The 20487-nt window shown below is 68.0% G+C and carries 18 protein-coding genes; 14 read left to right on the top strand and 4 right to left on the bottom strand.

The genetic code is table 11. From position 1 onward, the window contains the following. Positions 1-8 precede the first annotated feature (8 nt). From ACWF0M_RS11975 to ACWF0M_RS11955, 5 genes are read left to right on the top strand one after another with little or no spacing between them, the layout of a single operon-like run. Entirely contained in the window at positions 9-1607 is a 1599-nt protein-coding gene (locus tag ACWF0M_RS11975; RefSeq protein ID WP_452235636.1) for a glycoside hydrolase family 13 protein, read from the top strand. 11 nt (positions 1608-1618) lie between these two features. Beyond that, the gene (locus ACWF0M_RS11970; RefSeq protein WP_452235635.1) at positions 1619-2977 is read left to right on the top strand and encodes an ABC transporter substrate-binding protein; all 1359 of its coding nucleotides are present in this window, start codon (positions 1619-1621) and stop codon (positions 2975-2977) included. A gap of 23 nt (positions 2978-3000) precedes the next feature. Beyond that, entirely contained in the window at positions 3001-3861 is an 861-nt protein-coding gene (locus ACWF0M_RS11965) for a carbohydrate ABC transporter permease (RefSeq protein ID WP_452235634.1), read from the top strand. After that, entirely contained in the window at positions 3858-4733 is an 876-nt protein-coding gene (locus ACWF0M_RS11960) for a carbohydrate ABC transporter permease (protein WP_452235633.1), read from the top strand. Before ACWF0M_RS11965 ends, ACWF0M_RS11960 begins: the two co-directional genes overlap by 4 nt. A 22-nt stretch (positions 4734-4755) precedes the next feature. Next, positions 4756-7233 carry a CBM35 domain-containing protein gene (locus ACWF0M_RS11955; protein WP_452235632.1) on the top strand — a complete coding sequence of 826 codons (2478 nt, stop codon included), beginning with the start codon at positions 4756-4758 and terminating at the stop codon, positions 7231-7233. On the opposite strand, the gene ACWF0M_RS11950 is transcribed toward ACWF0M_RS11955, so the two are convergent. Further along, entirely contained in the window at positions 7230-7652 is a 423-nt protein-coding gene (locus tag ACWF0M_RS11950) for a MarR family winged helix-turn-helix transcriptional regulator (protein ID WP_452235631.1), read from the bottom strand. The two genes, ACWF0M_RS11955 and ACWF0M_RS11950, sit on opposite strands and share 4 nt — an antisense overlap. Positions 7653-7733: 81 nt before the next feature. On the opposite strand from ACWF0M_RS11950, the gene ACWF0M_RS11945 reads away from it, so the two are divergent. Beyond that, on the top strand, positions 7734-8477 hold the full coding sequence (locus ACWF0M_RS11945) for an alpha/beta fold hydrolase (RefSeq protein WP_452235630.1): 744 nt from the start codon (positions 7734-7736) through the stop codon (positions 8475-8477). Positions 8478-8506: 29 nt separating this feature from the next. Here ACWF0M_RS11945 and ACWF0M_RS11940 read toward each other — a convergent pair whose 3' ends face one another. After that, positions 8507-9379 carry a MurR/RpiR family transcriptional regulator gene (locus ACWF0M_RS11940; protein WP_452235629.1) on the bottom strand — a complete coding sequence of 291 codons (873 nt, stop codon included), beginning with the start codon at positions 9377-9379 and terminating at the stop codon, positions 8507-8509. A gap of 102 nt (positions 9380-9481) precedes the next feature. On the opposite strand from ACWF0M_RS11940, the gene ACWF0M_RS11935 reads away from it, so the two are divergent. The 3 genes from ACWF0M_RS11935 to ACWF0M_RS11925 are packed head-to-tail and all read left to right on the top strand — an operon-like array spanning position 9482 to position 13362. After that, positions 9482-10912 (top strand): MFS transporter, encoded by a 1431-nt coding sequence (locus tag ACWF0M_RS11935; RefSeq protein WP_452235628.1) that lies wholly within the window; start codon positions 9482-9484, stop codon positions 10910-10912. 1 nt (position 10913) lies between these two features. After that, on the top strand, positions 10914-12080 hold the full coding sequence (locus ACWF0M_RS11930) for an amidohydrolase family protein (RefSeq protein ID WP_452235627.1): 1167 nt from the start codon (positions 10914-10916) through the stop codon (positions 12078-12080). Further along, complete coding sequence (locus ACWF0M_RS11925; RefSeq protein WP_452235626.1) at positions 12070-13362, top strand: amidohydrolase family protein; 1293 nt, start codon at positions 12070-12072, stop codon at positions 13360-13362. The genes ACWF0M_RS11930 and ACWF0M_RS11925 overlap by 11 nt, the downstream gene beginning before the upstream one ends. 174 nt (positions 13363-13536) lie before the next feature. On the opposite strand, the gene ACWF0M_RS11920 is transcribed toward ACWF0M_RS11925, so the two are convergent. Together ACWF0M_RS11920 and ACWF0M_RS11915 are read right to left on the bottom strand one after the other, a co-directional pair. Next, positions 13537-14838 carry an ABC transporter ATP-binding protein gene (locus ACWF0M_RS11920; RefSeq protein ID WP_452235625.1) on the bottom strand — a complete coding sequence of 434 codons (1302 nt, stop codon included), beginning with the start codon at positions 14836-14838 and terminating at the stop codon, positions 13537-13539. A gap of 77 nt (positions 14839-14915) precedes the next feature. Beyond that, positions 14916-15557 carry an HAD family hydrolase gene (locus ACWF0M_RS11915; RefSeq protein WP_452235624.1) on the bottom strand — a complete coding sequence of 214 codons (642 nt, stop codon included), beginning with the start codon at positions 15555-15557 and terminating at the stop codon, positions 14916-14918. Positions 15558-15588: 31 nt separating this feature from the next. On the opposite strand from ACWF0M_RS11915, the gene ACWF0M_RS11910 reads away from it, so the two are divergent. From ACWF0M_RS11910 to ACWF0M_RS11890, 5 genes are all read left to right on the top strand, one after another. After that, positions 15589-16611 carry a DUF4037 domain-containing protein gene (locus ACWF0M_RS11910; protein WP_452235623.1) on the top strand — a complete coding sequence of 341 codons (1023 nt, stop codon included), beginning with the start codon at positions 15589-15591 and terminating at the stop codon, positions 16609-16611. Between the two features lie 3 nt (positions 16612-16614). Next, positions 16615-17652: an enolase C-terminal domain-like protein gene (locus ACWF0M_RS11905; RefSeq protein WP_452235622.1), complete on the top strand. Its 1038-nt coding sequence runs from the start codon at positions 16615-16617 to the stop codon at positions 17650-17652. 247 nt (positions 17653-17899) lie between these two features. Beyond that, positions 17900-18913 (top strand): acetylxylan esterase, encoded by a 1014-nt coding sequence (locus ACWF0M_RS11900; protein WP_452235621.1) that lies wholly within the window; start codon positions 17900-17902, stop codon positions 18911-18913. A 94-nt stretch (positions 18914-19007) separates the two neighbouring features. Then, on the top strand, positions 19008-19421 hold the full coding sequence (locus tag ACWF0M_RS11895; protein WP_452235620.1) for a glyoxalase superfamily protein: 414 nt from the start codon (positions 19008-19010) through the stop codon (positions 19419-19421). A 115-nt stretch (positions 19422-19536) separates the two neighbouring features. After that, positions 19537-20487, top strand: a complete 951-nt coding sequence (locus ACWF0M_RS11890; RefSeq protein WP_452235619.1) for a sigma-70 family RNA polymerase sigma factor — start codon at positions 19537-19539, stop codon at positions 20485-20487.

The raw sequence follows: 20487 nt of genomic DNA, 5'->3' as shown, positions 1-20487 counted from the left end.
GGTTCCGGATGGGGCAGTGGTGGCGGGACGCGGTGATCTACCAGATCTATCCGCGCAGCTTCGCGGACGGCGACGGTGACGGCACCGGCGATCTGGCCGGTGTCCGCTCGCGGCTGCCGTACCTGCGACGGCTCGGCGTCGACGCGCTCTGGTTCACGCCCTGGTACCTGTCGCCGCTGGCCGACGGCGGGTACGACGTGGCCGACTACCGCGTGATCGATCCGGCGTTCGGGACGCTCGCGGAGGCCGAGGCGCTGATCGCGGAGGCCGCCGCCCTGGGCCTCCGCACGATCATCGACGTCGTCCCCAACCATGTGTCCAGCGAGCACGCCTGGTTCAAGGCCGCGCTGGCCGCCGGGCCGGGCTCACCCCAGCGCGAACGGTTCTGGTTCCGCCCAGGCGACGAGCGACCGACGGACTGGGTATCCAGCTTCGGCGGCGAGACGTGGACGCGGACCAAGAACCCGGACGGTACGCCGGGGGAGTGGTACCTGCACCTGTTCACCCCCGAGCAGCCGGACCTGAACTGGAACCATCCCGACGTACGCCGGGAGCACGAGGAGATCCTGCGGTTCTGGTTCGACCGTGGTGTCGCCGGGATCCGCATCGACAGCGCGACCATGCCGGTCAAGGATCCGTCGCTGCCCGAGCTCGACAACGCCGACCAGCATCCGTACGTCGATCGCGACGAGCTGCACGACATCTACCGGGGCTGGCGAACCGTTGCCGACTCCTACGATCCGCCGCGGATGCTCGTCGGCGAGATCTGGCTCGCGGACACCGAACGTTTCGCGCGGTACCTGCGGTCGGACGAGCTGCACACCGCGTTCAACTTCGACCTGATGGGCCGGGCGTGGGACGCGCGGGAGTTCCGGGAGTCGATCCGTACGACGCTTGCGGCCCATGCGCCCGTGGACGCGCCGGCGACGTGGGTGCTGTCGAACCACGACGTGACCCGGCCGATCACGCGGTACGGCCGCGAGGACTCGTCGTTCTCGTTCGCCACCAAGCGATTCGGCGTACCCACCGATCCCGAGCTCGGCCGCCGGCGTGCGCGAGCAGCCGCGCTGCTGACCGGGGCGTTGCCTGGGTCGCTGTACATCTATCAGGGCGACGAGCTGGGGCTGCCCGAGGTCGAGAACCTTCCGCTCGCCGCGCTGCAGGACCCGATCTTCCATCGCTCCGGAGGTCTCGACCCCGGGCGCGACGGCTGCCGGGTTCCGTTGCCGTGGACAACGACTGGCTCGACCTTCGGGTTCAGCGCGCGCGGGTTCGGCCCGTGGTTGCCACAGCCGGACGACTGGGGACGGTACGCCGTCGACGCCCAGGAGCACGATCCGGCGTCGATGCTCGCCCTCTACCGCTCGATGCTCGCAGTGCGCCGCGAGCTCGATGATGCCTTCGCGTGGCACGACCTCGATACCGATGACGTACTCGCGTTCCAGCGCGCAGACGTGCTCTGCCTCGTGAACTTCGGACCTGATCCGGTGCGGCTCCCGCCGTACCGAGAGCTGCTCTTGAGCAGCGATGACCTGAACGACGACCTGCTGACGACCGACACCGCCGTCTGGCTCCGGCTCGTAGACAACCGGCTCACGGACAACTGAGGAGAACGGCCATGAAATCCTTCATCGCCGCGGCGCTGGTGGCCGCTGTCGGTCTGACCGCGTGCTCGAGCACAGACGCCGGGAAGGGGGACGCCTCGACCGGCCCGGTGACGGTCAAGGTGGCTCGGGATCCCGGTCTGGACAAGGGCGCGCTCGCCGCGTTCGACGAGCGGGTCGCCCAGTTCGAGAAGGCGAACCCGGGGATCGACATCGTGCCGCAGGAGTACAACTGGACGGCCACCACGTTCACCGCGCAACTCGCCGGCGGCACGCTGCCGGACGTGTTCACGGTGCCGTTCACCGACGGACGAGGGCTGATCGAGCGTAAGCAGATCGCCGACATCAGCGGCCTGGTCGGCGGGCTGCCGTACGCGGGCCGGTTCAACGCGAACGTCGCGAAGGCGGGGCAGGCGGAGGACGGGAAGATGTGGGCGGTGCCGATCGCGGCGTACGGCCAGGCGCTGCACTACAACCGGACGCTGTTCAAGCAGGCCGGCCTCGATCCGGACAAGCCGCCGACGACGTGGGACGAGGTCCGCGCGGACGCGAAGCAGATCGCGCAGAGGACCGGTAAGGCCGGGTACGCCGAGCTCACGACGGACAACACCGGCGGCTGGATCCTCACCACCCTCGACTACGCGTTCGGTGGACGGACCGAGAAGGTCGATGGCGACAAAGCGACAGCCGAGTTGGATACGCCGGAGCTGACCGCCGTACTGCAGCTCCTGAAGGACATGCGGTGGACCGACAACAGCATGGGGTCGAACTTCCTCTACGACTGGAACGGGATCAACCAGGCCTTCGCCTCCGGGCAGATCGGCATGTACGTGTCCGGCGGCGGCAACTACGGATCGCTGGTCACGCAGAACGCACTGAAGCCCGCCGACTACGGCGTCACCGTCCTGCCGCTGATGCAGACGGCTGAGGCCGGCGTCCTCGGTGGCGGCACGCTGGCCACGGTCAGCGCGAAGTCGAACGAGGCGGTGAAGGCCGCGGCAGTCAAATGGATCGACTTCTTCTACCTGAAGAAGTTGACCGACAAGGACGCCGCCGTACTCGACGCGAAGACGACGGCCGCCTCGAAGCAGCCGGTCGGTGCGCCGCAGTTGCCGGTGTTCGATCGGGCGACGTACGACGAGTCGCTGCAGTGGGTCGCGTCGTACGTGAACGTGCCGCAGCAGCAGCTGAAGCCGTACACGGACAAGATGTTCGAGCAGCCGTTGGTGACCGAGCCGGCGCGGTCGACGCAGGAGGTCTACAAGCTCCTCGATCCGGTCGTGCAGGCGGTACTGACCAAGAAGGACGCGGATATCGCGGACCTGTTGAAGAAGGCCGACGCCGAGGCCCAGGCACTCCTGGACCGGAACTGAGCGTGCGGATCCGTGGTGGGGGCTTGAGCACCCTCGTATTCCTCATCCCGCTCCTGCTGGTGTTCGGCGTGTTCTCCTGGATCCCGATCGGCCGCGCCGTCGTGATGAGCTTCCAGGAAACCAACCTGGTCACGCCGTCCACGTTCGTCGGACTGCAGAATTTCCGGGACGTCCTCGCCGATCCACTGCTCTGGACCGCGGTCAGGAACACGCTGTACTTCGCTTTCCTGGCACTCCTCTTCGGGTATCCGGTCCCGCTCCTCGCCGCCGTCCTGATGAGCGAAGTACGCCGCCTCAAAGGCCTCTACAGCGCACTGGCCTACCTGCCCGTCGTGATCCCGCCGGTGGTCGCCGTACTGCTCTGGAAGTTCTTCTACGACGCCGGACCGACCGGGGTCTTCAACACGATCCTGGGGTACGTCGGGATCGGCCCGGTCTCGTGGTTGCAGGACTCGACCACCGTGATGCCGTCGTTGGTGCTCGAGGCAACGTGGGCCGCGGCCGGCGGGACCGTGATCATCTATCTCGCCGCGCTCACCGGTGTCTCGACCGATCTCTACGAGGCGGCCGAGATCGACCGCGCGTCGATCTGGCGGAAAGTGTGGCACGTGACGATGCCGCAGCTGCGCGGGGTGCTGCTGATCACGTTCATCCTGCAGATCGTCGGGACCGCGCAGGTGTTCCTCGAGCCGTTCCTGTTCACCGGGGGAGGGCCGGCGAACTCGACGACGACGTTGCTGCTCCTCGTCTACAGCTACGCCTTCGCGAACAGTCTGGGCGGCGAGTACGGGATGGCGACCGCGTTGAGCATCATGCTGGCCGTCGTCCTCGGGCTGTTCTCGGCGCTGTACTTCCGGCTGACGCGCGGTTGGAGCAAGTCGTGAGCCGGGGCATCCTGTCGCCCGCGGACTGGCGCCGCCCGCGGGTCCGGTGGACGACGCTCGGGTTGCACGGCGTACTGCTCGGTCTGCTGTTCCTGGTGGGGCTCGGGCCGATGGTGTGGCTGGCGAAGGCGGCGATCACGCCGACCCAGGACACGCTGCGGTCGCCGCTGGCGCTGTGGCCGCACGGAGTGGACTGGTCGAACCTGGCGACTGCGTGGACGCGTGTGGAGGTGGACAAGTACTTCCTGAATACCGTCGTACTCGCGGCCGGATCGTGGTTCATGCAATTGCTGGTGGCAACGACCGCCGGATATGCGTTGTCCGTACTGCGGCCGCGGTACGGGAAGGCGATCACCGCCGTCGTACTCGCGACGTTGTTCGTGCCGTCCGTAGTGCTGCTCGTCCCGCTGTACCTGACGATCGTCGATCCGCCGTTGCTGAAGGCATCGTTGATCAACTCGTTCTGGGCGGTCTGGTTGCCGGCCGGCGCGAACGCGTTCAACATCCTGCTGGTGCAGCGGTTCTTCGACAACCTGCCGCGGGAGGTGTTCGAGGCGGCGCGGGTCGACGGCGCCGGGCCGTTCCGGCTGTTCTGGTCGGTGGTGCTCCCGATGTCGCGGCCGATCCTCGGCGTGGTCTCGGTGTTCGCGGTCATCGGCGCGTGGAAGGACTTCCTCTGGCCGATGCTCGTCCTCCCGGACCCGAAGCTGCAGCCGCTCTCGGTGCGGCTGCCCGCGTTGCAGAAGTTCGTCGAGCTCGACGTGTTCCTCGCCGCGCTCGCGATCTCCACGGTCATTCCCGTGCTGCTGTTCGGAGTGTTCCAGCGTTTCTTCCTCAAGACCGGCGCCCTGAACGGCGCCGTCAAAGGCTGACTCGATCGAAGGGACCCGCCCCATGTCCAGATCCAGGCTCGCGCTCACCGCGATCCTCGCCGTACTCCTCGCCGTACTCACAAATGCCCACGCCTCCGCGGCAACCAGCTACGAAGCCGAGGCCGCCGCGTTGTCCGGCGGCGCCGTCGCCGAGACCGAACACCCGGGTTACTCCGGAACGGCGTACGTCGGCGGATATACCGACGGCAACAAGGGGAACGCGGCAACGACCTTCACCGTGACCTCCGCAACCGCCGGCACCGGCACCGCGTCTCTGCGCTACGCCAACGGCACCGGCGTCACGATGACGCTCTCGCTGTACGTCGGCGGCAGCAAGCTCCGGCAGATCAATCTGCCTGCCACCTCGAACTGGGACACCTGGGCGACCGCGAGTGAAGACGTCCCGTTGGTTGCTGGAAGCAACACGATCGCCTACAAGTTCGACACCAGCGACTCGGGCAACGTGAACCTGGACAATCTGGTGGTTGGCCAGGCAGTGGGGGAGGCGCCCGCTGGAGCGCTGGAGCGTGGCTTCGTGTCCGGCGGCGCATCGGTCGGTACGTCGATCGCGGGCTTCGCCGGCGGCGGATACGTCACCGGATTCACGGCCGTCGGCAGCCGCGTGATCCGGACCGTCAACGTCGCGACCGCTGGAAACAGCAGCCTGTCCCTTCGCTACCGCAACGACTCCGGCAGCACGAAGACCCTGAGCCTCTACGTGAACGGAATCAAGTCCGGTCAGGTCCCGCTCCCCGCGAACAGTGACTGGACGACAACAGAACAGACAGCGCCTCTACGCGCGGGGCTCAACCTCATCGGCTACCAGTACGACGCGGGCGACAGCGGAAACGTGGCGCTCGACGAGCTCACCGTCGACGGCTCGACCGCCCTCGCGGACCGCGGTGCGACCGTCCCGTACACGGAGTACGAGGCCGAGAACGCCAGCACGAACGGCGTCGTACTCGGACCCGACCGTACCTACCGAACCGTCCCGTCCGAGTCCTCCGGCCGCCGCGCCGTACGACTCGACAACGCCGGCAAGTACGTCGACTTCACCCTCACCAAACCGACGAACTCGCTCGTCGTCCGCTACTCGATCCCCGACAACGCCGCGGGCACGGGCATCACCGCGCCGCTCGGTGTGTACGTCGGCGGCTCCAAGGTCAAGGACGTGACGCTGAGTTCGACGTACAGCTGGGTCTACGGCAACTACCCGTTCCCGAACGATCCGTTACTCGGCGGCGGGCACCACTTCTACGACGAGGTTCGCGCCACGCTGCCGAGCTACCCGGCGGGCACCACCCTGCGGCTGCAGAACGACACGGCAACCGCGATCACCGTCGACCTGATCGACACCGAGGTCGTCGCGCCGGCGTACTCGATGCCGGCGAACTCGATCGACGTCACGTCGTACGGCGCTGTGTCCGGATCTGGTGATGACACAGCGGCGTTCAACTCCGCGATCAGTGCCGCGAAGTCCGCGGGCAAGACGTTGTGGATCCCGGCCGGCACGTTCGACCTGACCGCACGGGTGAACGTCGACAACGTGACGATCCGCGGTGCGGGCATGTGGTACTCGACGGTCCGCGGCAACGCCGGTCGCGGCGGGTTCTTCGCCGTCGGCGGCAACGTCCAGCTCGCCGACTTCACGTTCGCGGGCGACGTCCGGTACCGCGATCCCGACGGCGTGGTCACCACCGACTCGGCGATCGAGGGCAACTTCGGGACCGGATCGCTGATCCACAACGTCTGGATCGAGCACGCGAAGACCGGGATCTGGGCCAACAGCGGCACCGACGGCCTGTACGTCGTCGGCGTACGGATCCGCGACTTGTTCGCCGACGGACTGAACCTCAACACGTTCAGCGGCGACGGGAGCCCGGTACGGAACAGCCGCGTCGACCAGAGCGTGTTCCGCAACACCGGCGACGACGCGATGGCGATGTGGTCGTTCAACAGTTCGGTGGCCAACTGCGCGTTCACCTTCAACACCGCGACGCTGCCCGCGCTCGCGAACACGGCGGCGATCTACGGCGGCGACAGCAACCGCATCGAGGACAACCTGCTGTCGGACACCGTCTACACCGCGTCCGGCGTCACGATCAGCACCTGGCACTCGGCGCAGCCCTTCAGCGGAACCACGGTCGTGCAACGCAACACGATCACGAGAGCCGGCGGCTTCAACACCGACTGGAACAGCAGCCAAGGCGGCCTCTGGGTGTACGCCGAAGCGCGCGAGATCACCGCACCGGTGCTGATCAAGGACGTGGACGTCATCGACAGCACGTACCAGGGCATCCTGATGAGCTGGCAGAAGAACGTCTCCAACATCACGTTCGATCACGTGAAGGTGCAGAACACCGGCACGTACGGCATCGATCTGCAGGTCGCCGGGAGCGGCACCTTCAACTACGTCACCGTTTCCGGGGCCGCGTCCGGCGGTCTGAACAACACGCAGGGATTCACCCTCATTCGAGGCCCGGGGAACTCCGGCTTCTAGGCGGTCGGGTCGGGGCCGAGTGCAACATCCAGGAGGTCGCCCAGTTGCTGGAGCTGGGCGGCCGACAGAGGGTGGAACGACGACTTGACGACGTCGTTCACGGCCTCCTGGCCCTCGGCTCGGAGTTGCTCGCCTTTGGCGGTGAGGCGGTGTTTCACAGCGCGGCCTGGTCCGGGGATCCGCTCGATCAGGCCGCGCTCGGCCATGCGCGTCGCGAGCGAGCCGAAGGACTGGTCGGTCTGGAACGTCAGCATCGCCAGGTCATGCAACGAGGCATCCGGCTGGCGGTGCAGGTGCCGCAGCGTGTCCCACTGCACGAGCGAGAGGCCCAGGGGTGCGAGCGCGCGGCTGAGGGCGCGGTGGTGACGGTACTGCAGGCGCTTGACGGCCAGGGCGACGTCCGCGGGCTGGTGCTTCATGGACCTCAGGTTACATCAGGTTGCTTAGATCAGGAAACTGATCTAAGGTTCCTTATATAGTCGAGCTGATGGAGAGTGATCATGAACAGTCCGATCCTGCTGCTGCACGGCGGAGGCGGCGTGCGCACGATGTCCGGTTTCGCAGACCTGCTCGCTGAGCGCACGCAGTCCCAGGTCCTGCTGCCGACCCACCCCGGCTTCGGCGGCACGCCCAGGAAGGACGGGCTGAAGAGCGTCGCCGACCTCGCCGCGTCGTACGTCGAGATGCTCGACGAGCAGGACCTCACAGACGTGACCGTGATCGGCAACTCGTTCGGTGGCTGGCTCGCTGCGGAGATCGCACTGCAGAAGAGCCCGCGCGTGAGTCGTGTGGTGATCGTCGACGGCGTCGGTATCGAGGTGGATGGCCACCCGCTGACCGACGTCAGCGGACTGTCGCCGGCCGAGATCCGGTCGTTCTCGTTCCACGACCCGAGTAAACTCCCGGCGCCCCCGAGTGCGGGCGGCCCGAGCCCCGACGTACAGGCCCTGATCTCCTACACCGGCCCCACCATGTCCGACCCCACCCTGATCGACCGACTAGGCGACATCGACATCCCGGTGCACGTCATCTGGGGCGAAAGCGACCGAATCGCAGACCCGCAGTACGGCAAGGCCTACGCGGCCGCGATCCCGCAGGCGACCTACACCGTCCTTCCCCGCACCGGCCACCTCCCACAACTCGAAACCCCCGAGGAACTCCTCGCCGCCGTATTGAGGTCGGTGCGGGCCGCTGACATCTCTGGAGGTAGTGCACCCCATCCGGTGGGTGTGAACAGGCAATAACTTGTTCACAGCCACCGCAACGCGGGCTCTCAGTCCTGGACGAAGAAGTCCATGTCCTGCCAGAGGGTGTCTACGTGGGCGATTGCGGTGCGGCTGCGTTGGGGTTCGATGGCGATCAGCGCTGCGGCGAGTCCGTACGCGAGGCTGGTGGCTGCGGTCATCGAGCGGAAGTTGGAGATGCCTTCGGCCGGGACCAGTAGGACGTGGTCGGCGTGATCGGCCGCGGGGGAGTGCCTCGTGTCAGTGATTGCGCAGGTAGTGGCTCCGACCTGGTGGGCGAAGCGTAGGGCGGCGACTGTCTGCTTGTAGTGCTGCCAGAAGCTGAACGCGACCACGCAGTCGTCGCTCGTCAGTCGGGCCAGGGCGTTCGCGAGATGGGCGCCGCCGCGGTCCTCGAGGGTGATGTCGTATCCGCGGCTGGCCGCCATCATCGTCAGGCCCTGTGCGGGCAGCGCGTGCGTGCCGGTCGCCACGACGAGCGTCCGGGGCGCCGCGTGGATCGCCTCGACGACCGCGGCGCCTTCCGTGAAGTCGAACGAGTGCAGACAGGACTGCAGGTTCTCCGCGTCCCGCGCGAAGGCGGTTGCCAGTACGCCGGCGTGCCCGGTCGTGGGTGCGCCGGCGTCGACGTCGTACCGGCGTACGACGTACACCGAGCGGAACTCCGACTGGAACTGGGGCCAGCCGGCGAACCCGAGGGACTGCGCGAACCGGACGACGGTCGCGCCGTTCACCTCGGCGCGCTCGGCCACTTCGGCGGCCGTCGCGTACGACGAGAAGCTGGGTTGGGTGGCGACCACGTGCCGCACCCGTTCGGCCTTCGGTCCGAGGCGGGTGCCGCCGATCCGGCCGTCGAGCCACTCGGCGACGGTATGAGCCTCAGGGTGGACCTCGTCAGTCATCACCCCATTGTGCCGGATGCACGAAATATTGCACCAGGCCTTGCATGCACGATTTCGTGCATCTACTGTCCTGAGTCATCCACTCCCGCCTGGAGGCCTCCGATGACCGTCGAAATCTCAGCTGCCGGCCGGACGCTGCTGGATCGTCTCGAACGACTCCCGCTGTCCCGCCCGCACTTCAAACTGCTCCTGATGGGTGGTCTCGGGATCGCCTTCGACGGGATGGACGGCTCGCTGGTCTCGTACCTGCTGCCGGCCGTCAAACCCCTGTGGCACCTCGCTCCGTGGCAGATCGGCCTGGTCGGCAGCTCGCTGCTGATCGGCATCCTGATCGGCGCGCTGAGCGCGGGGATCACCGGCGATGCGATCGGCCGCCGCAAGGTGATGATGTACGCGCTTGCGCTCTACTGCGGCGCGACGCTGATCGCCGCGTTCGCGCCGTCCTGGGAGCTCTTCTTCGGCGCCCGCATCGTCGCCGGGATCGGGGTCGGCGCGGAGGCGGCGATCATCCCCGCGTTCATCGCCGAGTTCATCCCGGCGCGGTCCCGCGGGCTGATGGTCGGCGCGGTGGCCGGGTTCTTCTCCGCCGGGTACGTCGCCTCCGCGCTGCTCGGTCGCCTGTTCGTTCCGTCGTACGACAACGGCTGGCGGATCGCGCAGGTGCTGACTGCGCTGCCCGTGCTGATGCTGTTGTGGTGGCGGCGCAGCCTGCCGGAATCGCCGCGCTGGCTGATCCAGCGGGGCCGCAACGCCGAGGCCGCCGAGGTGGTCGACGCGCTGGAGGATGCCGTCCGCGCGTCCGGCAAGGAGGTCCCTCCGGTCCCTGCTCCGTCCCATCCGACGACAGTGTCCGTACCGCGCAGCCCCCGGCCCGGTGAGGGATTGGTGCTGATGTGGCGTGACGGCCTGGCTCGTCGTACGGCGGTGTTGTGGCTGCTGTGGATCTCGATCACGTTCGCGTTCTTCGGCTTCTTCACCTGGATCCCGTCGCTGCTCGTCGAACGCCATCTGACCATCTCGAAGAGCCTCACGTACGCGTTGGTGATCACGCTGGCGCAGATCCCGGGCTACTACTCCGGCGCGTACCTGAACGAGAAGCTCGACCGGAAGTGGACGATCGCGTTCTACCTGACGGCCGGTTCGGTCTCGGCGTTCCTGATGGCCAACGCCGACACCAACGGCCAACTGCTCCTCTGCGGCGTCCTGCTCTCGTTCTTCATGAACGGCACGTACGCCGGTCTGTACGCGTACACGCCCGAGGTGTACCCGACCGCGATCCGCGCCACCGGGATGGGCACCGCGTCCGCGGTCGGTCGGCTCGGCGGGATCAGCGCTCCGATCCTGATCGGCGTCCTGTTCACCTCGATCGGATTCCTCGGAGTGTTCTCGATGATCGCGGCCGCGCTGCTGTTCGGGGCGCTGGCGATCCTGACGCTGGGCCTGTCGACCCGCGGGCGACGGCTCGAGGACCTCGACCCGGAGTCGTCGGTCGCGCACTCTTCCGTGGTCCCGCAGCAGGCGACGGCGAGCTGACATGGACACCGTCTTCGTCAACGCAACGGTTCTCGATGTCCGCGGCGGTGGACTGGTCGAGGATCAGGAGGTCGCTGTCCGCGACGGGCGGATCGCCGCGATCGGCCCCGACGTACGGCGATCCGGCCGGGTGATTGACCTGCACGGGCGGACCTTGATGCCCGGGCTGATCGACTCGCACGTCCACGTGACCCAGGGCAGCGAGAGTTTCGCGGAGCTGAAGTCGTGGCCGGCGTCGTACGCGACCATCCGCTCCGCGCACACGCTGAACGACATGCTGCTGCGCGGCTTCACGACCGTGCGGGACCTGGGCGGCGCCGAAGCGGGACTGGCCAGAGCGCTCCGCGAGGGACTGATCGAAGGACCGCGGCTGCTGTACGGCGGCCCGATCCTCGCACCGACCGGTGGCCATGTCCTCACCCGGATCTGCGACGGACCCGTCGAGTTGCGGCGCGCGATCCGGGAACAGATGGCCCAGGGCGCGCACCACGTCAAGCTCACGCTGAGCGGGGGAGTCGTGTCCTCGATGGCCCTTGACGCGTTGGCGTACTCCGAGGAGGAGATCCGCGCTACCGTCGAGGAGGCTGGTTTCGGGCACGGGTACGTCGCGGGGCACGCGTACTCGGCCGCGTCGGTGAATCGTGCGCTGCGGTACGGCGTTCGTACCATCGAGCACGGCAACCTGATCGATCAGGAGAGCGTCGACCTGTTCCTCGAGCGCGACGCGTTCCTCGTGCCGACGCTGGCGACGTTCGATGCCCTGCGACGGAGCGGGGCCGAGCACCTGACCGATGAGGGCAGGGGAAAGCTCGACAACATTCTCGAGCAGGGACTGCAGGCGTTGGAACTCGCCGATCGGGCCGGGGTGGCGATCGGGTACGGCACCGATCTGCACGGGGCGTTGCACGCGCATCAACTCGACGAGTTCACGTTGCGCGCCGAAGTACAGAAACCCGCCGACATTCTGCGATCCGCGACCCTCGTCGGCGCAGAGATCGCCGGGCTCGTCGGCGAGGTCGGTGAGGTCCGCGAAGGTGCGTGGGCCGACCTGCTCGTCGTCGACGGCAATCCGCTCGAGGACATCGCCGTACTGACCGAACCGGAACGACGGCTGCGCCTGATCATGCAGGCCGGCCGGATCATCAAGGAGACTCCCGATGTGTCGTGATCATGACGAAGTCGAACCACTGCCCAGCTCGATCAGCCGGCGGGGTGTGATCGGCGGCGCGATGGCGCTGGTCGGCGTCGGCCTGGCCGCTCTCGAGCTGCCCGCCGAGGCAGCAGGCGCACCGAGGTCGTTGGGGAGCCCACCGGTTTCGGGAGCTGTGGTGGTCGAGAACGGAACTCTCCTCGACCCACTGACCGGGCGGGTCGTCGAGGACGCTGTCGTCGTACTGGATCGCGGGAAGGTAGTGGCTGCAGGCAACCGTTCGCAGACGCGCGAAGCGGTTGCCGCGGTCAACGGTCGCGTGATCGACGCCGAAGGACGCTGGGTGCTGCCCGGTCTCGTCGACGTCCATGTGCACGAGAACGCGGTCGCCGACGCGCACGCTGCGTTGGTCCGTGGCGCGACCACGGTGCGGAGCGGTACGTCGGACTTCTACCAGGACATCGGTCTGCGCGCACTAGGTCCCTGGTCGCCAGGCGCCGTACCGCGGATGAAGGCGACCGGTACGTTCGTCACCCCGAACCTCGGCAACACGATCCTCGGCGACCCGGCGCTGGCGCCCTTGGCCGGTGGTGTGCGGACCGCCGACGAGCTGCGGTACCTGACGTCGGTGAACCTCGATCGCGGTGTCGACTGGATCAAGACCCGGGTCAACGAGCGCGCCGGCGTACCCGAGCAGGACCCGCTGGTGCAGGTGTACGACTACGACCAGGTCCGGGCGATCGTCACCACCGCCCGCAAGCGCGGCGTCGGGGTTATGTGTCACAGCTACAGCGAGCAGGCGATCGACGACGCGGTCCGGGCCGGGATCAAGACGCTCGAGCACGGCGTCTTCGTCGGCGAGCGGACCATGGAACGGATGGCCCGGCAGGGCACGTACTTCACGCCGACGATGTCCGCGATCAACGGCCTGAAGGACTCCCCGAACCCGATCCTCAAGGAGCGCGGCGAGCAGTTCTTCCCGGTCCTGCAGGCCGCCGTACGCCGGGCTTTCGAGCTGGGGGTTCACGTAGTCGCGGGCACGGACTCGTTCGGCCTGAACGTGGCCCCGATCGGCGGCGAGGTCCGCCTCCTGCACGAGGCCGGCCTGAGCGCACTGAACGCGATCCGCGCGGCGACAACCGGCGCAGCCCGACTCCTCGGCCTCGAGCAGACCGTGGGCCGACTCGCCCGCGGCTACGCGGCCGACCTGATCCTGGTGAACGAGAGCCCACTCGAGAACCCTGGCACGCTGGAAACCCCACACCTGGTGATCTCGAACGGCACGGTTGTCAGCGCGTGACGCAGTAGATGCCCCACGCGGTGCTACACGCCGCACATCCGTCGAGCACGCCGCAAATCGGGCCTTTGCACCCCGCCCGGTGGCTGTGAACAGGAAATAACCTGTTCACACCCACCGCAACACGGGCCCTCGGCCGTCCGGCTGCGGGGACTGCGGGGACTGCGGGGCTGCGGGTCAGCGGGTGACGCGGTCGACTCGGCGGCCGGTGCGGTCGAACAGGTGGATTTTGGAGGTGTCGAGGGCGAGGTGAACGCGCGTTCCGCGGGCTAACTCGGTGTCGACCGGGAGTTCTACGACCAGGTCGGCGCGGCGGTGGGTGGCGCCGTGGATCTCAGGTGGAGGCGCGGCCGGCTCGCCCAGCCGGAGGCGGGCGCGGACCCTGCTCAGGAACGACGGCGTCGGCTCGGTCGCGGGGTACGCGTGCGTCGGTGCGACCCGGCCGATCTTGTCCGGGTCGACGACCTCGATCCCGCACTGGACGAACGCGATCGACTGCTGGCCGTGGAACTCGAACGCGCGGATCGTTCCGCTCAGCTGGTTGGGCGCGTCCTCGGTGGTGATCAGGCTGAATGCGCTCGAGCGGGCGCCGACGATCACCTCGGCGCGGTCGTGGTGCCGCAGGATCAGCGACCGGCGGTCGGTGGGGTCGAGCGCGATCGACTGGCTGCCGAGGTCGAGAGCGACCCGGTGGTGCGCGGTGACGCGTACGGTCGCGGCCAGCAGGTTGATCCGCGGCGTACCGAGGAAGCCGGCCACGAACGCGGTAGCGGGATCGTTGTACACCTGCGTCGGCGTACCGACGTCCTCGATCCGGCCGTCGCGCATCACCGCGATCCGGTCGGCCAGCGTCAGCGCCTCGACCTGGTCGTGCGTGACGTAGAGCGTGGTGACGTTCAGATCCCTGGTCATCGCGCCGATCTCCTGGCGGAGCTCGGTGCGCATCGTGGCGTCGAGGTTCGACAGCGGTTCGTCGAGCAGGAACACCTGCGGACGCCGTACCAGCGCCCGGCCGATCGCGACCCGCTGGCGCTGACCGCCTGACAACGTCCGCGGCATCCGGTCGAGCACCGACTCGATGCTCAGGATCTGCGCGAGCCCCGCCGCGGTGGACCCGGCCTGGACGTTGTCCTGCCCGGCGATCTGCAGCGGGAACATGAGGTTCTCCTGCACCGTGCGGTTCGGGTACAGGGCGCCGGTCTGGAAGACCATCGCCACGCCGCGTTCGCGCGGTGCGAGCCGGGTGCCGTTGGTCCGCCCGAACCAGACCTCGCCGGCGGTCACCCGTTCGAGGCCGGCGATCATCCGCAGCAGCGTCGTCTTCCCGCACCCGGACGGCCCGAGCAGCACCATGAACTCGCCGTCGCCGATCTCCAGCGACAACTCGTCCACGGCCAGGTGTTCGCCCTCGAACACCTTGGACACCGCCTCGAGCCGGATCGCCGTCATGTACGCCTTATACGGGAAGTTCCGGTTCACCGGCAAGCACTGGACACCGTGCGAACTGATTGCGGGCCGTACGATCCAAATCTCAACTGTTGCTGCGGGCAATCAATCTACCCGTCGAGCAGCTGGACGGCCTGGGTGATCGACGTGGTGACTGGTGCGCCCGTGGTTTGCAGGGCTTCCAGGGTCATGGCGCCGGTGGTGACGAGGACGCAGCGGGCGCCGGCCGCATGAGCCGCCTCGGCATCGTCGACGACGTCTCCGATCAGTACGACGTCGGCCGGGTCCAGCTGCTGCGCCTGCAGGTGGCGGATCAGGCTGTCGGCCTTCGACCCGCCGCCTACCTCGCCGGGCAGCCCGTCGACCCGGGTGAAGTACTGCGTGAGGCCATAGTGCTCGACCGTGGGCGTGAGCCGCGAGTGGAACCACATCGACAGCAACGACTGAGTCCGTCCGCCGTCCGCACAGGCCCGCAGTACGTCGTGCGCGCCGTCAGCGAGCGCACAGGTGGCCAGGAGCGCGTCGTACCGGTCGTGGTAGAGCTTGTCGACCTGCTCCCACTCCTCCTCGTCGAGCGTGCGCTGCAGGATCTGCTCGTACGAGAGCCGCATTGGCCGCGCGTACGCCGCCTGCCACTCGCCCCAGCTCAGCTGCGCGCGCCCGAACTCCGCGCAAACCTCGTTGACGGCAGCCAGTACGGCGTGATTGTCATTGAGCAGCGTCCCGTTCCAGTCCCACACCACATGTTTCACCCGGCAACTCTAACGATCGGCAGGTAGCGCAGTGACCGAATTCCGGCAGGCGGCCGAGGTCGCGGACGGCTTTCACGCCGAGGTGATCGCACCTCTGGTCGGGGAGGTCGCCTACGCGGCCGGGCTGCTCGGATGGGGCTCGGACGTGCTCGGGTACGACACCGCGCGCTCGACGGACCACGGGTGGGGGCCGCGGCTCGTCGTACTGGTCGACGCGGACGAGGTCGAGCGGGTGCGCAAGGCCGTTGATGACGGGCTGCCGGACGAGTACGCCGGATACCCGGTCCGCTTCGGCTGGGACAGCTACGAGCCGAGGCACCACGTGACGGTCGCGACCGTGGGGGACTGGTTGCGGGGGCAGCTCGGGTTCGACGCGGCGCAGGGGGTCGGGATCGACGACTGGCTGGTCACGCCGCAGCAACAGTTCCTTGGCGTGGTCGCGGGCCGGGTGTACGCCGACGACGGTCGGCTGGCACGCGTGCGTGAAGCCCTGACCTGGTACCCGGACCAGATCTGGCGGTGGACACTCGCCTGCCAGTGGTCCCGGATCGCCCAGGAGGAGGCGTTCGTCCAGCGCACGCATGAGGTGGGTGACGAGCTCGGGTCACGGGTCGTGGCTGCTCGATTGGTGCGGGACCTCATGCGGCTGACGTTGCTGCAGGCACGGACCTATGCGCCGTACAGCAAGTGGCTCGGTACGGCGTTCGCTCGCCTCGGTCACCCGGATGGGCTCGACGTGGCGCTGGCCGGTGCGCTGGCAGCCGAGTCGTACGCCGATCGCGAGCAGGCGCTCGTCACGGCGTACGAGCTGGTCGCCCGTCGCCACAACGCGCTCGGGATCACCGACGAGCTCGACTCGGCGCCGCGCCCGTACTTCGTCCGGCCCGCACAGGTGCTCCAGGCAGACCGCTTCGCCGAGGCGTGTCTCGCGACCGTGTCTGACCCACAGCTGAAGAGCTACGGGCTGATCGGGTCGATCGACCAGTTCGTGGACAACACCGACGTGCTCACCAATCCGTCCGCGTTCCGGAAGCTGATTGCTGTCTATCGTTGACCGATGACCCTCGGCAGGCACGTCATCAGCTCCGTCACGACCACCGAGATCCGCTACGAGTACCTGCGGACGATCGGCCGCAACGCGTTCCTCGGGAGCCACGGGAACGGCGGCAGCACCACGGCGTACGTCGTGGAGACCGACCGCGGCGCGACCGGCTGGGGGCTTCCGTTGTACGACGCGGATCCCGCACTGCTGCTGGGGCGTTCGCTGGCCGAGCTGATCGATCCGGAGCGAGGTGTGATCGACCCAGCGGCGGAGTTCCTCGACTACCCGCTGCACGATCTGGCGGCGCGGATCCTCGACGTGCCGGTGTACGCGATGCTCGGCGGCGCCGGGTCGCCGCGGGTGCGCTGCTACAGCGGCGGCATCTACTTCGACGACCTCGACGGCGGGACGGACGCGATCCGGGCGAATCTCGCGCAGGACCACGCGTTCGGGTTCCGCGACTTCAAACTGAAGATCGGCCGCGGCCACCGGTGGATGGACACCCGCGCCGGACTGCAGCGCGATATGGAGGTGACCCGGCTGGCCCGGGAGCTGTACCCGGACGCCGGGATCCTTGTCGACGGCAACGACGGCTTCACCGTCAACGGTCTTTTCGAGTACCTGGACGGCGTCGCGGACTGCGATCTCTACTGGATCGAGGAACCGTTCGCCGAACGCCGCCCGGACCTCGAGGCCCTGCACGAACACCTGCGCACGCTCCCGACCCAGCCGAAGGTGGCCGACGGCGAATACAACCCGAACGAGGACCACGTCCTGGAGCTCGCCCGCGAAGGACTCGTCGACGTTGCCCTGATGGATGTCACCGGCCACGGCCTCACCGCCTGGCGCCGCACCATGCCCCTCCTGAACGCCGAAGCCTCACCCCACGCCTGGGGCCAACCCCTCAAGACCCTGTACGCCGCCCACCTGGCAGCCGGCCTCGGCAACACCCCCATCATCGAAGGCGTCCCCGGCCCCGGCTACTACACCCTCGACGACGGCCACGTCGCACTCTCCGAAGATCCCGGCTTCGGCCTCGCCCACCCTCGCTGAGCCAGGCCCACTGGCTGACCCGTGCCGCGATCACGCATCGATAGCAGGTTGTGCGGCCGCTCCGACGAGCCGCCCCAAACCGGTTTGGGGCGTCTCTTGGCGTTCGACCGGGGAGGGCCACTGCCCGATTCGGGTAGGTAGGACTCCCCAAACCGGATTGGGGGCGGAATCACGTCACCCTGATCAGCTGCGGCCGGTTTTGGACAGCGTTATCGGCGGGGCGCGCGTGGGCGTAGGTTTGTCGGTCATGGCCATGTTCGACCTTTCCCTCGACAAGCTCCGCGAGTACCGGCCCGAGGTGGCCGCGCCCGCCGACTTGGTCGACTTCTGGCGCCGCTCGATCGAGAAGGCGCGTACCGACGACCTGTCCGCCACGTTCACCCCGATCGACAACAAGCTCGCGGTGATCGACACCTACGACGTCACGTACGCCGGCTTCGGCGGCTCGCCCGTGAAGGGCTGGCTGCACGTTCCGGCCGGCGCGAGCGGCCCGCTACCGACCGTGGTGCAGTACCACGGGTACTCCGGCGGCCGGGGCTTCCCGCACGCGACCACACTCTGGGCCCAGGCCGGTTACGCCCACTTCGTGATGGACACCCGCGGTCAGGGCTACAGCTCCGGCGGCCCCGACGGTACGCCGGACGACACGCCGTACGCCGGCCTGAACCACACGCCCGGCTTCATGACGCTCGGGATCACCGACCCGGAGACGTACTACTACCGCCGCGTGTACATCGACGCTGTGCGGGCTATCGAGGCGGCGCTGACGTCGCCGTTCGTGGACCCGGACAAGGTGATTGTCAGCGGCGCCAGCCAGGGCGGCGGCATCTCGATCGCCGCGGCCGGTCTCGCGCCGATCGCGGGCATCGAGTTGCTGGGCTGCGCTCCCGACGTACCGTTCCTGTGTCACTTCCAGCGGGCGCTGCAGATCACCGACAAGGACCCGTACGGCGAGATCACGCGCTACCTGAAGGGGTTCCGGCAGGACGTCGACGCGGCGCTGAACACGCTCAGCTACTTCGACGGCGTGAACCTCGGCCGGCTGGCCACGGCGCCGGCGCTGTTCTCGGTCGCGCTGATGGACGCGACCTGCCCGCCGTCGACGGTGTTCGCCGCGTTCAACCACTACGGGAGCGACCAGAAGGACATCGAGGTCTACCACTACAACAATCACGAAGGCGGCCAGACGTACCAGCAGCTGGCCCAGCTCGACTGGTTCGCGCGGATCTTCGAGACTGCCAAGGAGACGACGCAGAAATAGTCATCGATCGACCGATGAGTTTTCGGTTGGTACGGCGTTACACGGTCATGGATGTCGGTCAGACTGGACCGACGGTGACCGCGGGAGGCCGCACATGGACTGGAAGCTCGAGCTCGTGATCGTGCCGGTGACGGACGTGGACCGGGCGAAGAAGTTCTACACCGACCAGCTCGGGTTCGCCGAGGACGTCGACCATCGGGTCGGGGACTCGTTCCGGGTCGTCCAGCTCACCCCGCCCGGGTCGGCGTGCTCGATCACGATCGGTACCGGAGTGACCTCGGCGACACCGGGCACCTACCAGGGCACGCACCTGGTGGTGACCGACATCGAGGCGGCGCGGGCCGAGCTGGTCGAGCGTGGCGTGGAGGTCAGCGAACCGTTCCACTTCGGTGCCCAGGGCAAACAGGACGGCCTGCACCCGGAGCGCTCCGACTACGGCACCTTCCTCGGCTTCGAGGACCCGGACGGCAACGGCTGGACCGTCCAGGAGGTAGGACACCGGCCGTGACAGTGCTCATGCCACGACTCCGTCGCGGCGGGTCATGGGGCTGTAACTCCCGGCCTTCCCTCGTCGCTCCGGTCGCTTCGCTCCCTGCGCTCCTCAGTCCAGGCCGGGAGGCCCCGTGACCGGTCTCGAGGAGGCGGCGTTCGCGGGTGATGAGGCCGCGTTCGCCGCTCTGGCCGGGGAGTACCGGCGGGAGTTGCATGTGCACTGCTACCGGATGCTCGGGTCGTACGACGAGGCGGAGGACGCGGTGCAGGACACGTTCCTGCGCGCGTGGCGGGCTCGCGACACGTACGACGGGCGCACGTACTTCCGGGCGTGGCTCTACAAGATCGCGACGAACATCTGCCTCGACGTCGTACGGCGGCCGACCGCGAGGGACCTGGTGTGGTTGCAGCCGTACCCGGACCGTTTGCTCGACGAGATCGCGCCGCCGCACGATCGGCCCGACGTGGTCGCCGTAGACCGGGAGACGATCGAGCTGACGTTCCTGATCGCGCTGCAGTCGTTGCCTGCCCGGCAGCGGGCAACTCTGATCGCCCGCGACGTACTCGGCTGGTCGGCTGCGGAGACTGCCGGGCTGCTGGAGACCAGTGTGGCCGCGGCGAACAGTGCACTCCAGCGGGCCCGGGTGACGATGCAGCAACGCCTCCCGGTACGTCGGACCGACTGGAGCGCGCCGCAGCCGACAGCTGAGGAGCGAGAGGTGCTGGCGCGGTTCATCGACGCGCACCAGCGGTGTGACGCGGCTGCGGCGATCGCGATCGCGGCCGAGGACCTGCGGATCTCGATGCCGCCCGACCGGTTGTCGTTCGACGGCCTCACCGCATGCCTTCCGCTCTTCGAACGTGGGCTCGGACCGAACCGCGACGGCGAGTGGCGGCTCGTGCCGACATCGGCGAACCGGTTGCCCGCGGCAGCGTCGTACCTCAGGCGGCCGGGGGACTCGATCTGGCGGGCGTTCAAACTCGACGTGCTGTGGGTCGACGACGGAAAGATCGTCGAGATCATGACCTTCGGCTACTCCCGCTTCCCCGCCTTCGCACTCCCTGACCGGTTGACCCCCTAG

Source organism: Kribbella sp. NPDC055110, assembly GCF_053607525.1.
Note: the sequence above shows the minus strand (reverse complement) of the source record. Positions and strands in the feature narration are given on the sequence as shown.